Origin of the sequence: Leisingera sp. ANG59 (genome assembly GCF_013317235.1) — a bacterium.
In the GTDB taxonomy this organism is placed as follows: Bacteria; Pseudomonadota; Alphaproteobacteria; order Rhodobacterales; family Rhodobacteraceae; genus Leisingera.
Map to the genome: position 1 here is coordinate 41,326 of NZ_WLCM01000001.1, position 12,463 is coordinate 53,788.

Below are 12,463 nucleotides of genomic sequence, written 5' to 3' on the forward strand. Positions count from 1 at the left end.
CAGGGGCGGCAATTTGCTTTGCCGCCCCGGATGCTGTTTCGCCGCAAAAATTACAGGTTCTTGGCAATTTTCCTCAGCTCGAACTTCTGGATCTTGCCGGTGGAGGTCTTGGGCAGCTCCTGGAACACCACCTTCTTGGGCGCTTTGAAGCCCGCCAGCGTTTCGCGGGTGAAGGCGATCAGCGCCGCCGCGTCTTCCTTGGCGCCGGCCTTCAGCTCGACAAAGGCGCAGGGCACCTCACCCCATTTCTCGTCCGGCATTGCCGCTACCGCGGCCAGCAGCACATCCGGGTGCGCCATCAGCACGCCCTCCACCTCGACAGAGGAGATGTTCTCGCCGCCGGAGATGATGATGTCCTTGGCCCGGTCGGCGATCTGGATATAGCCGTCGGGGTGCTGCACGGCGAGGTCGCCGGAGTTGAAATAACCGTCCTTGAAGGCTTCGGCGGTGGCCTCCGGGTTCTTCAGGTAGCCCTTCATCACCACATTGCCGCGCAGGCCGATCTCGCCCTGGCTCTGGCCGTCCATCGGCAGCACGTTGTGCTCGCTGTCGCGCACCACCACCGGCTCCAGCATCGGCATGGCAACACCCTGGCGGGACTTCTTGGCGGCGATGCCGGCCTTGTCCAGCCCGTCCCACTCGCTTTTCCAGTAGCATTCGGTGACATGGCCAAAGGTTTCGGTCAGCCCGTAGACATGGGTGATGTTGAAGCCGAGGTTTTCGATCTTCGACAGCGTCGCGGGCGCGGGCGGGGCGCCGGCGGTGAAGACTTCCACCGTGTGGTCAAAGGTGCGGCGCTCTTCGTCCAGCGCGTTAACGATCATGTTCAGGACGATCGGCGCGCCGCCGAAATGGGTGACGCCCTCGTAGTGGATGGCGTTGTAGATGTTCTGCGCGGTGATATCGCGGCAGCAGACCACTGTGCCGCCCACCAGCGGCATCATCCAGGTGTGGTTCCAGCCGTTGCAGTGGAACAGCGGCACGATGGTCAGATAGACCGGGTGCAGCACCATCCGCCAGGACACCACCGTGCCCATGGTCATCAGGTAGGCGCCGCGGTGGTGATAGACCACGCCCTTGGGCCGCCCGGTGGTGCCGGAGGTATAGTTCAGCGCCAGGCTTTCCCACTCGTCCTGTGGCATGATCCACTGGAAATCCGGGTCGCCGCTGGCCAGCAGCGCCTCGTATTCCCTGTGCCTGCCGGTGGCGTGCCAGCCGGCTTGGTCATCCGCCACCTCGATCAGCACCGGGGCGGGGCCGTCCATTTCCTCAACGGCGGCTTCGGCCAGCTCCAGGAACTGCGGGTCGACCAGAACCGCCTTGGCCTCGCCGTGACCGAAGATATAGGCGACCGTGCCCACATCCAGACGGGTGTTGATGGTGTTCAGCACAGCGCCGCAGGCCGGCACGCCGAAATGCGCCTCTGCCTGGGCGGGGATGTTGGGCAGCAGGGTGGCCACCACGTCGCCCGGCTTCACCCCCAGCTTTGCCAGGCTGGAGGCCAGGCGGGTGCAGCGCTCATGATATTCAGCATAGGTCTTGCGGTGCTTGCCATAACTGACCGCCAGCCGGTCCGGAAACACCTGCGCCGCCCGCTGCAGATGGCTGAGCGGCGACAGCGGCACATAATTTGCGGCAGTCTTCTCCAGACCGGTTTCATCCGCCATCCACCCCATCAGTTTCCTCCCCTGAATCACTTTGGTGTCGCTTAGAGAACAGATATTGCGGAAAGTTGCGGCCAATGGGAAGGGTATGAAACAAACAGCCGCACTCTCCGCCCCGGGCAGCAGCCAAACGGCCGCAGCGCAGTCCATGCTTGCTGCCATGCTGATAATAGGCATCACCGACAACGCCGTGCCGCTGATGGCCGAGACGATCGGGCTGGGCCAGTTCTACCTGTTGCGCACATTTGTCGCACTGCCGTTTCTGTGGCTGATGGCGCGGGCCGGGCTGGGCGGGCTCCGCTGCCGCAATTTCGGCGCGGTGCTCCTGAGGGCGGTGCTGGTGGCGGTGTCGATGGTGTTCTACTTCTCCGCCGTGGCACTGATGCCAATCGCCCAGGCGCTGGCTGGGCTGTTCACTTCGCCGATCCTGATCGTGGTGATCTCGGTCCTGTTCCTCAGGATGCGGATCGGCTGGATAAGGGTTGCCGCGGTCCTCGGCGGGTTTGCCGGCGTGCTGATGGTGCTGCAGCCGGATCCGGCGGCCTTCAATTGGCTGATCCTGGTGCCGGTGGCAGGCGGGCTGTTCTACGCGCTCGGTTCGCTGGCGACCGGCCTTTACTGCCAGGGCGAAAGCACGGTGGCGATGCTGTTCGTCTATCTGCTGGTGCAGGGCGTTTTCGGCGCCATGCTGCTGGCGGGGCTGGAAGTCTGGCCGCAGGCGGTGCGGGCGGGCGCGGACGGTTTTGTCACCCGCGGCTGGGTCTGGCCGCTGTGGGAGATCTCGCATCTGATCCTGCTGCAGGGCTGTGCAGCGGTGGGCGGCGTGTTCCTGATCACCAAGGCCTACCAGCTTGGCGAGGCGTCTTATGTCGCGGTGTTCGAATACTCTGTGATGATTGTCGGCCCTGGGGTTGCCTGGGTCTATTGGGGGCAGGCGCTGAACATCTGGCAGATGCTGGGCATTGGCCTGATTATCGCGGCCGGCGCCACGATTGCGCTGCGCTCCCGGTAGGCGGGCCGGGGCCAGTGCCCGGAGGCGCAACTGGGGCGTTTCCAACAACGGATCAATGCCCTAGGATCGGCGCATGATCCTGTCGCAAGGCCGCCAATACGTCTTTGTCCACATCCCCAAGACCGGCGGTACCGCACTGGCGCTGGCGCTGGAGGCACGCGCGATGGCGGATGACATGATGCTGGGCGACACGCCGAAGGCGCTGAACCGCCGCCGCCGCCTGAAGGATACCGAGACGCGCGGGCGGTTGTGGAAGCATTCGACCCTGGCGGATATCGAAGGGCTGGTGCCGGATGACACCCTGAGGGGCCTGTTTGCCTTTACCCTTGTGCGCAATCCCTGGGACCGCGCGGTCAGCTATTACCACTGGCTGCGGGAACAGAGGTTCGCGCATCCGGCCATCGCCCTGGCGAAAGCCCTGGAGTTCCGCAGCTTCGTGCAGCACCCGGAGATCATTGCGGCCTTCCGCGGCAGTCCGGCGTCCTCTTACTTGCGCCATGCGGACGGGACGGAGCAGTGCCAGCTCTATATCCGGCTGGAGCAGTTTCCCGCTGATGCGCAGCCGCTGTTTGATCACCTCGGGTTTTCCCTGAATCTGCCGGTGGTCAATGAAAGCGGCCGCCAGCGCGACTGGCGCATCTACTACGACGATGCCGCGGCAGAGACTGTGGCCGGCGCCTGCGCGCAGGATATCGCGCAATTTGAATACTCTTTTAACGATTCTCCCCTATCCAGGTAGCGTGAAGAGCGCTGAACGAGCCTGACCGGGACCTTATCCGGAAATGGCCGGGCGGATTGGCGTAGTAACGTGAACAATGTCCGGTTTTTGCCTTAGTTCCGTTCCGTAAGTGGCAAGGGTCAAAGAAGAAGATCGGACAGGCCGGCGAGGTTTCCGCCGTGCCGGCAGGAAAGGAAAGCGGATGCTGGACTGGCTTCTGAAACGCACCAACTCCCCGGCCGGCGGGGTCATGAACAGCGGCTTTCCCCTGATCCCCGTGGGTCAGGGCGGTTTCCTGGCAGGCACCCATGTGGCCTCCAACCTGGGCTGGCGCCCGGTGGAGGCGCTGACACCTGGCGACAAGGTGCTGACTTTTGATCGTGGCATGCAGACCGTGGTGGAACTGAAGCGTGAGGTCATGATCCCGGCGGAGGGCGATCTGGAACCCGCCCGCTGCCCGCTGTTTGTGCCGCGCGATGCGCTGATGAACCGGGTGCCGATGTGGCTGATGCCGGATCAGGGGGTTCTCCTCGAAAGCGAACTGGTGGAAGACGCCCAGGGCGATCCCTTTGCTATCGTTCCGGCCTGCGCCCTGGAAGGCTACCGGGGTATTCGCCGGATGCATCCGGGCGCCCAGCTGGAACTGGTGATGCCGCGTTTTGCCGAGGATCAGGTGATCTATCTGGAGGCCGGGATGCTGGGGTATGCGGCGGCACCGGCGAATCTGATGTGCGGCCGGGTGTTCTCCGAACAAGGCGCCTACCGCGTGCTGGACCCGGATGAGGCGCGCGGCCTGGTACTGTCGATGATGGCGGAGGAAGAATACTGGCCCGCAGGCGCCACCGCTGGTGCGGCGCAGTCCGAGATTCGGATGTAAGATCAGTTGCGGCGTGTAACAAATTGAAAGTAATTTAAAAAGGCCAGCGCTGGGGCGCTGGCCTTTTCTTTCTTGTGCTGCCGGTCAGGCGGCTGCGGATTTCTCCGGGGCGAAGCGCCCGTAAAAGCTCTTGCCTTTCTCCGCCATCTCGCGCAGCAGCGCCGGGCAGGTGAAGCGGTCACCGAACTGCTCAGCCAGGCTGTCGCAGCGTTCCGCCGCGTAGGGCGTGCCCAGGATATCCAGCCAGCTCAGCGGGCCGCCGGACCACGGCGCAAAGCCCCAGGCCAGAATGGCACCGACGTCGCCCTCGCGGATGTCCATCAGCACGCCTTCCTCCAGCGCCCGCACTGCTTCCAGCACCTGCGCAAACATCAGCCGCTCCTGCACCTCGATCAGATCGGGCTGTTCGGCGGCCAGCGGGTATTTTTCCTGCAGGCCTTTCCAGTATCCGGCGCGCTTGCCCTTGTCGTCATAGTCGAAGAAGCCGGCATTGGCCTTGCGCCCCAGGCGGCCCTGTTCCTCCATCCAGAAGATCAGGTCGTCCGCCGGGCTTTCCGGGTAGGCATCGCCCATTGCCGCCATGGTGGCGCGGGCAATCTTGGCGCCGAGATCAATCGAGGTCTCGTCGGTCAGCTGCACCGGCCCCACCGGGAAGCCCAGCTGGCGCGCGGCGTTGTCGATCAGTACCGGGCTGACGCCCTCGGTGATCATCCGCATCCCTTCGTTGATGTAGGGGATGATGCAGCGGTTGGCGTAGAAGAAACGCGCATCGTTCACCACGATCGGCGTCTTGCGGATCTGGCGCACGTAATCCAGCGCCTTTGCCACCGCGCGGTCGCCGGTTGCCTTGCCCTTGATGATTTCCACCAGCAGCATCTTCTCGACCGGTGAGAAGAAGTGGATGCCGATGAACTGCTCCGGACGGCTGGAGGCCTTGGCCAGTTCGGTGATCGGCAGGGTGGAGGTGTTGGAGGCGAAGATGCAGTCCTCGGGAATGATCGCCTCGACCTTTTGGGTCATCTCGGCCTTCACGCCCGGGTCCTCGAACACCGCTTCGATGATCAGGTCGCAGCCCTTCAGCGCCTCGAGATCGGTGGTCGCGGTGATCTGGCCGAGCAGCGCTTCCTTCTTCTCCTCGGTTGCCTTGCCGCGCTTGATGCCCTTGTCCATGTAGGCGGCGGAATAGGCCTTGCCCTTGTCGGCGGCGTCCTGGTCGCGGTCGATCAGCACCACCTCCATGCCCGCCTGGGCCGAGACCAGCGCGATGCCCGCGCCCATCATGCCCGCGCCGAGCACGCCGATTTTCTTCACCGACTGGTCTGGCACATCCTTGGGCCGCACCGCGCCTTTTTCCAGCGCCTGCTTGTTCAGGAACAGGCTGCGGATCATGGCAGAGGACGAGGGGTTCATCAGCACGTTGGTGAACCAGCGCGCCTCGATCTTCAGCGCGGTGTCGAAATCAACCAGCGCGCCCTCATAGATCGAAGACAGCAGCGCTTTGGCCGCCGGGAAGGCGCCCTGGGTCTTACCGTGCACCATCGCCGAGGCGCCGACAAAGGTCATGAAGCCCGCAGGATGATAGGGGGCACCGCCCGGCATCTTGTAGCCCTTGGCATCCCAGGGCTTGACCAGATCGGCGTCCTTGGCGTTCAGCACCCACTCCTTGGCCGCGGCCAGCGGATCCTCAGACACCGCGTCGATCAGCTGCGCGCCCTTGGCCTTCTTGGGGTCCATCATCTTGCCTTCCAGCAGGACTGGGGCTGCCGCCATTGCGCCCACCATGCGGGAATACCGCGTGGTGCCGCCGCCGCCGGGGAAGATACCGATCAGGATCTCCGGCAGGCCTATCTTGGCCTTGGGGTTGTCGGTCATCACCCGGTGATGGCAGGCCAGCGCAATCTCGGTGCCGATGCCGGCGCAGGTGCCGTTGATCGCACAGGCGACCGGCTTGCCGCCCTTCTTGGTCTTGGGGTCCATGCCCGCCAGCTCCAGCTTGCGCAGGATGCGGTGGCCGCCCATGGTGAAATCGAACAACCCTTGGGCCGGATTCTCACCCGACTCTTCGCGGATGGTTGCCAGCACATTGAGGTCCATGCCGCCGGCAAAATCCTTCTTGCCGCTGGTAATGACGATGCCCTTGACACCCTCGTCTTCCAGTGCCCGGTCCACGTATTCCTCCACCAGGCCAAAGGCCTCGCGGGTGAGGACGTTCATGGACTTGCCTTCGGCGTCCCAGGTGATGATTGCGACGCCGTCTGCGTCCACGTCGTATTTGAAATCGCTCATGTGTCTTCTCCGGTCTGGTCAGCCGTCAGCGGGCTGCCGTCCTTGCGGGTAAAGGTGAACTCGCCGCTTGCGAATTTCACCATCATGTCCAAATCGCTGTAATAGCCGGTCTCGGTTGCGGTGCGGGTGCCCACCACCAGGAACGCTGCGGGCTTGTCCGAACGGTTCACCAGATGGTGGCCGTTCTCCTCGCCTGCCGGAAAGGCGGCGCAGTCGCCCGGCATCATCTCGTGCGCACCCTGATCGTCGATCAGGGTGCAGGTGCCTTCGATCACCATCACGAACTCGTCCTGCTCCATGTGGTAATGGCGCAGGGACGACATCGCGCCCGGCTCCAGCCGCACGATGTTGACGCCGAACTGGGTGATCCCGCCCGGGTCGCCCAGCGGCTGCACGCTGCGGCCTGCGCAGGCCTCGGCCAGCTTGCCGGGGTAACCCGATCCGGTCCGCCAGGGCAGTTGGGATAGGTCCAGCTTCGGCATCAGACGCGCTCGATGATGGTGGCGGCGCCCATGCCCGATGCGATGCACAGGGTGGCGAGGCCGCATTCCTTGTCCTGGCGCTCCAGCTCATCCAGCAGGGTGCCGATGATGATCGCGCCGGTGGCGCCTAGCGGGTGGCCCATGGCGATGGAGCCGCCGTTGACGTTCACCAGCTCCGGGTCGACGTCAAATGCCTGCTGGAACCGCAGCACGACAGAGGCGAAGGCTTCGTTCACCTCGAACAGTTCCAAGTCGCCGATGGTCATGCCGTTGTCGGCCAGGATCTTCTCGGTCACCGGCACCGGGCCGGTCAGCATGATGGTCGGATCGGTGCCGATCTTGGCGGTCGCCTTGATCCGCGCCCGCGGCTTCAGGCCATGCCGTTCACCAAACTCCTTGTTGCCGATCAAAAGTGCCGCCGCGCCGTCCACGATTCCCGAGGAATTCCCGGCGTGGTGAATATGGTTGATCCGCTCGAGGTGCGGGTATTTCAGCATCGCAACCTTGTCGAAGCCGGGCATCTGCTCGCCCATCATCTGGAAGGCGGGGTTCAGCGATCCCAGCGCCTGCATGTCTGTGCCGGGGCGCATGTATTCGTCATGGGCCAGGATCGGCAGGCCGTTCTGGTCGCGCACGGTGATGACGGATTTGTCAAAGCGCTTCTCTTCCCACGCCTTGGCGGCACGGCGCTGGCTCTCCATCGCCAAAGCGTCGGCCTGGTCGCGGGTAAAGCCGTATTCGGTGGCGATGATATCGGCCGAAATACCCTGCGGCACGAAATAGGTCTCCATCGCGAGGCTCGGGTCGACCGCAATCGCAGCCCCGTCCGAGCCCATCGCCACCCGGCCCATCATCTCCACGCCGCCCGCGATATAGCCATAACCGGCGCCGCCCTTCACCTGGTTCGCGGCCAGGTTCACCGCCTCCATGCCGGAGGCGCAGAAGCGGTTGATCGCCAGGCCCGGAATGCGCTCATCCAGGTCCGAGGCCAGCACGGCAGAGCGCGCCAGGCAGCCGCCCTGTTCCATCACCTGGGTCACGTTGCCCCAGATCACGTCCTCGACCGCGTGGCCTTCCAGGTTGTTGCGTTCCTTGATCGCGTTCAGCGTCAGGGCGGACAGGCGGACCGAGGTCACCTCGTGCAGGGAGCCGTCCTTGCGTCCTTTGCCGCGCGGGGTGCGCAGCGCGTCATAGATATATGCGTCTGTCATCTTGCTCTCCTCAGGCCCGGTCCGACGGGTTGCCGGGCATCAAGTCATAGGGGTGTTTCCAGCCGGGCAGGGCGCTGATACGGCCCAGCCAGGCGTCGATATGGGGCCACGCGGCCCGGTCGAAGCCAAACGGCTCCGGGTAAAACAGGTAGCCGCAGCAGGTCAGATCGGCGTTGGTGAGGCCATCGCCCACGATCCACTCGCGGCCCTGCAAATGGATGTTCAGGGTGGTGAAGGCAGCCTTCAGGCGGCCCTGCATGAAGGCAATCACCTCCTGCGGGCGCTTGTTCTCGGGGATGAAATTCATCAGAAAGCGGGTCATGCCGATCTGGCTGGACAGTTTGTGGTTGTCCCACAGGATCCAGCGCAGGACCTCGTACTTGTCCTCCGGTGAACCTCCGAACTTGCCGGTCTTGTCGCTGATGTACTGCTGTATCACGCCGGACTGCGAAAGGCGGAGATCTCCGTCCACTAGCACCGGCGCCTCGGCCATGACGTTGAGGCCGCGGTAATCATCGGTGCGGTGCGCGCCGCCGAAGAAGTCGACAAACACCGGCTCCCAAGCCAGGCCCGACAGCTCCAGCGCCAAGGCCGCCTTGTAGGAGTGGCCGCTTTCGCCGAAGCAATGCAGTTTGATTGTCATGTGTTGCTCCCTGTGTCTGCTGGCGGAGCGGGGGTTTCACACCCCCGCACCCCCGTGGAGTATTTTCAGCAAAGAAGAAGGGGTGGGTTCATTCTTTCTTAACCATGTTCCGTTGCACTCGTCCTGCGGTACAGGCTGGAGAGCCGATGACCGCCAAAGGAGAAGCCCTGCTTTCCGGCCTGGCACCGCCGGGCCGGGGCAGGGTGGATCTTGAGCTTCTTCTTTGACCAATACTCAAATTCCATCAGCTGCCTCCTGCGGTTACAGGGACCGCGCAATCAGCTCCTTCATGATCTCATTGGTGCCGCCGTAGATCCGCTGCACCCGGGCGTCGGCCCACATCTCACCCACCGCGTATTCCTGCATGTAGCCATAGCCGCCATGCAGCTGCAGGCATTCGTCCAGCACCTCGCCCTGGGTGTCGGTGATCCAGTATTTCGCCATCGCGGCTTTCTCGACCGTCAGTTTGCCCTGCAAATGTTCTGCGATGCATTCATCAAGGAACGTGCGCGCGACCTTGGTCTTGGTCAGGCATTCGGCCAGTTTGAAGCGGGTATTCTGGAACTGGGTCAGCGGCCCGCCAAAGGCTTCGCGCTCCTTGCAGTAGGCGACGGTGCGCTCCACTGCGCCCTCCATCGCGCCGACCGCACCGCAGGCGATGATCAGCCGCTCCTGCGGCAGCTGCTGCATCATCTGGTAGAAGCCCTGGCCTTCGGCGCCGCCCAGGATGTTCTCCGGCGGAATCTCCACATTGTCGAAGAACAGCTCGGATGTGTCCGCCGCGTGGCAGCCGATCTTGTCCAGGTTGCGGCCGCGGCTGAAGCCCGCGGCGCCGTCGGTTTCCACCGCCACCAGCGACACGCCCTTGGCACCCGCCGCCGGATCGGTCTTGGCCGCCACCAGGATCAGGTTCGCGTGCTGGCCGTTGGTGATGAAGGTCTTCTGGCCGGTCAGCCGGTAGGCGTTTCCGTCCTTCACCGCCTTGGTCTTGATCGCCTGCACGTCGGAGCCGGTGGAGGGCTCGGTCATTGCCAGCGCGCCGACCAGTTCACCGGTCACCATCTTCGGCAGCCAGCGCTGTTTCTGCTCCTCGGTGCCGTAGGCGAGGATGTAATGGGCGACGATGCCGGAGTGGATGCCGTGGCCCCAGCTGGCCAGATTGGCTCGGCTGCCTTCCATCAGGATCACCGCCTCATGGCCGAAATCACCGCCCGCACCGCCGTATGCCTCGGGGACCGAGGGGCACAGCAGGCCCAGGTCGCCAGCCTGTTGCCAGGTCTCCCGGTCCATCATGCCCTGTTTGCGCCAGGCCTCGAACTTGGGCGCCCATTCATTGGTGATGAACTGGGCGGTCATCTGGCTGAGCATCTGGTGCTCTTCGGTCATCCATGCGGACTGCGTGCTGGTCATCTCTCTCCCTTTGGCCGCATGCGGGCCTATCTTTTGCGCGCCTCCAGCTCGGCGTTGAAAAGCCGCAGCCGGTGGGTCAGGTTTTCGTGGTCCGTCACACTGTCGAAATGCTCGAACAGGAATGACAGCGCTTCCCCCTCATCCAGCCCGGCCTCCTGGGCAAACTTCTTCAGTCTGCGGTAGCCGTCCTCGGTCATCGCGACGGGGAAGCGGCGGGTCAGGCGGAAACGTTTCGGCATTGTTCGGTCCTTTGCATGTCAAGGCACCGGCCGGGGCTTGGGCGGGCGCCCCGGTGAGGGCGCCCGGAAAGGCATCAGAAGGCGTCCGCGTCCAGCGCCATCACCGTGTCCGCGCCGCTTTCGATGCGGGCCAGGTGCAGCTTGGTGGCGGGCAGCCGACGTGCCATATAGTACCGGCCGGTTGCGAGCTTCGTCTCATAGAACGCCGCGTCATCGGCCCCGGCGTCAAGCGCTTCCTGCGCCGCCTTGCCCATCTTGGCCCACATCAGGCCCAGGCAGACCTGGCCGAACAGATGCATGAAGTCGTAGGAGCCCGCCAGCGCATGGTTCAGGTTCTTCATGCCGTTTTGCATGAAGAACATGCCAGCGGCTTGCAGATCCTTGGAGGCCGCCTGCAGCGGTTTGATGAAGTCCTTGGTGAAAGCCTCTGAAATATCTTTGTTTTCCTGGCAGAACGTCTTCACCATATCAAAGAAAGCCAGGACGTATTTGCCGCCGTGCTGCCCCAGCTTGCGGCCCACTAGGTCCAGCGCCTGCACGCCGTTGGCGCCTTCGTAGATCATCGCGATGCGGGCGTCGCGGGTGTATTGCGACATGCCCCATTCCTCGATGTAGCCATGGCCGCCATAGACCTGCTGCGCCTGCACGGTCATGTCATAGCCCTGATCGGTCAGAAAGCCCTTGATCACCGGGGTCATCAAAGAGATCAGCCCGTCGGCATCCTTGTCGCGTGCGCGGTGCGCCTGGTCGATCAGGGTGGCGCCCCACAGCAGGAAGGCACGCGCGCCCTCGGCAAAGCTTTTCTGGTCCATCAGCGAGCGGCGGATGTCCGGGTGCACGATCAGCGGGTCTGCCGGGCCATCCGGGTTCTTGGCGCCGGTCACGTCGCGGCCCTGCAGCCGGTCCTTGGCGTATTCCAGCGCGTTCTGATAGGCGGCCTCGGCCTGCGCCAGGCCCTGCATGCCCACGCCCAGGCGGGCCTCGTTCATCATGGTGAACATGGCGCGCATGCCCTTGTGCTCTTCACCCAGCAGCCAGCCCACCGCCCCGTCATAGTTCATCACGCAGGTGGAGTTGCCGTGGATGCCCATCTTCTCTTCGATTTTGCCGACCGAAACGCCGTTGCGCTCGCCCAGCGAGCCATCCGCGTTCACCAGGAACTTGGGCACAATGAATAGGGAAACACCTTTGATGCCTTCGGGGCCGCCGGGGATCTTGGCCAGCACCAGGTGCACGATGTTCTCTGCCATGTCGTGATCGCCGGAGGAGATGAAGATCTTCTGCCCGGAAATCTTGAAGCTGCCGTCGCCCTGCGGCTCCGCCTTGGTGCGCATCAGGCCCAGGTCGGTGCCGCAATGCGGTTCGGTCAGGTTCATGGTGCCGGTCCACTGGCAGCTGATCATATTGGGCAGATAGGTGGCCTTCTGCTCATCGGTGCCATGCGCCAGGATCGCCGAGGCCGCGCCGTGGGTCAGGCCCTGGTACATGGTAAAGGCCTGGTTGGCGGCCGAGAAGAACTCGCCCACCGCGGTGCCCATCACATAGGGCATGTTCTGGCCGCCGAATTCTTCCGGCATGTCCAGCCCGGTCCAGCCGCCTTCCTTCATCTGCTCGAAGGCTTCCAGGAAACCCTTGGGGGTGTAGACCACGCCGTTCTCCAGGCGGCAGCCCTCCTGGTCGCCCACCACATTCAGCGGGTGCAGCACTTCGCTGGCAATCTTGCCTGCCTCTTCCAGCACGGCGCCGGTGAAATCCGGCTCCAGCTCATGGTATCCGGGGATGTCCTGGCCGGAGACCTTCAGCACGTCGTGCAGGATAAACTGGGCGTCTTTGGCGGGGGCTCGATAGGAAGGCATTGCGGTCCTCTTCAGGGTCTTGTGGCTCAAGTCAGTGCCGGGCGGGCCGGCGGGAAAGGGCKGGG

12 protein-coding genes are annotated in these 12,463 nt (G+C 63.8%); 3 read left to right on the forward strand and 9 right to left on the reverse strand.

Annotated features, from left to right (window positions below; all coding sequences use genetic code 11):
- Positions 1-50: 50 nt before the first annotated feature.
- Complete coding sequence (locus tag GKC28_RS00145; RefSeq protein ID WP_174144376.1) at positions 51-1,676, reverse strand: AMP-binding protein; 1,626 nt, start codon at positions 1,674-1,676, stop codon at positions 51-53.
- 76 nt (positions 1,677-1,752) lie between these two features.
- On the opposite strand from GKC28_RS00145, the gene GKC28_RS00150 reads away from it, so the two are divergent.
- The 3 genes from GKC28_RS00150 to GKC28_RS00160 all read left to right on the forward strand — a co-directional run bounded on the left by GKC28_RS00150 (position 1,753) and on the right by GKC28_RS00160 (position 4,271).
- Positions 1,753-2,676, forward strand: a complete 924-nt coding sequence (locus GKC28_RS00150; protein ID WP_174144378.1) for a DMT family transporter — start codon at positions 1,753-1,755, stop codon at positions 2,674-2,676.
- Between the two features lie 73 nt (positions 2,677-2,749).
- Positions 2,750-3,415 carry a sulfotransferase family 2 domain-containing protein gene (locus GKC28_RS00155; RefSeq protein ID WP_174144380.1) on the forward strand — a complete coding sequence of 222 codons (666 nt, stop codon included), beginning with the start codon at positions 2,750-2,752 and terminating at the stop codon, positions 3,413-3,415.
- Positions 3,416-3,596: 181 nt separating this feature from the next.
- Positions 3,597-4,271, forward strand: a complete 675-nt coding sequence (locus GKC28_RS00160) for a Hint domain-containing protein (protein WP_174144382.1) — start codon at positions 3,597-3,599, stop codon at positions 4,269-4,271.
- A gap of 84 nt (positions 4,272-4,355) precedes the next feature.
- On the opposite strand, the gene GKC28_RS00165 is transcribed toward GKC28_RS00160, so the two are convergent.
- The 8 genes from GKC28_RS00165 to GKC28_RS00200 all read right to left on the reverse strand — a co-directional run bounded on the left by GKC28_RS00165 (position 4,356) and on the right by GKC28_RS00200 (position 12,398).
- The gene (locus GKC28_RS00165) at positions 4,356-6,557 is read right to left on the reverse strand and encodes a 3-hydroxyacyl-CoA dehydrogenase NAD-binding domain-containing protein (protein WP_174144384.1); all 2,202 of its coding nucleotides are present in this window, start codon (positions 6,555-6,557) and stop codon (positions 4,356-4,358) included.
- On the reverse strand, positions 6,554-7,039 hold the full coding sequence (locus GKC28_RS00170; RefSeq protein ID WP_174144386.1) for a cupin domain-containing protein: 486 nt from the start codon (positions 7,037-7,039) through the stop codon (positions 6,554-6,556). The genes GKC28_RS00165 and GKC28_RS00170 overlap by 4 nt, the downstream gene beginning before the upstream one ends.
- Positions 7,039-8,250 carry an acetyl-CoA C-acetyltransferase gene (locus GKC28_RS00175; RefSeq protein WP_174144388.1) on the reverse strand — a complete coding sequence of 404 codons (1,212 nt, stop codon included), beginning with the start codon at positions 8,248-8,250 and terminating at the stop codon, positions 7,039-7,041. Before GKC28_RS00175 ends, GKC28_RS00170 begins: the two co-directional genes overlap by 1 nt.
- A gap of 10 nt (positions 8,251-8,260) precedes the next feature.
- On the reverse strand, positions 8,261-8,893 hold the full coding sequence (locus GKC28_RS00180; protein WP_174144390.1) for a glutathione S-transferase family protein: 633 nt from the start codon (positions 8,891-8,893) through the stop codon (positions 8,261-8,263).
- Between the two features lie 98 nt (positions 8,894-8,991).
- Positions 8,992-9,138, reverse strand: a complete 147-nt coding sequence (locus GKC28_RS00185) for a hypothetical protein (RefSeq protein ID WP_174144392.1) — start codon at positions 9,136-9,138, stop codon at positions 8,992-8,994.
- 16 nt (positions 9,139-9,154) lie between these two features.
- Positions 9,155-10,303 carry an acyl-CoA dehydrogenase family protein gene (locus tag GKC28_RS00190; protein WP_174144394.1) on the reverse strand — a complete coding sequence of 383 codons (1,149 nt, stop codon included), beginning with the start codon at positions 10,301-10,303 and terminating at the stop codon, positions 9,155-9,157.
- A 26-nt stretch (positions 10,304-10,329) separates the two neighbouring features.
- A complete protein-coding gene (locus GKC28_RS00195) occupies positions 10,330-10,542 on the reverse strand; it encodes a hypothetical protein (protein ID WP_174144396.1) in 213 nt (70 codons plus the stop codon).
- 74 nt (positions 10,543-10,616) lie between these two features.
- Complete coding sequence (locus tag GKC28_RS00200) at positions 10,617-12,398, reverse strand: acyl-CoA dehydrogenase C-terminal domain-containing protein (RefSeq protein WP_174144398.1); 1,782 nt, start codon at positions 12,396-12,398, stop codon at positions 10,617-10,619.
- Between the last annotated feature and the right edge of the window lie 65 nt (positions 12,399-12,463).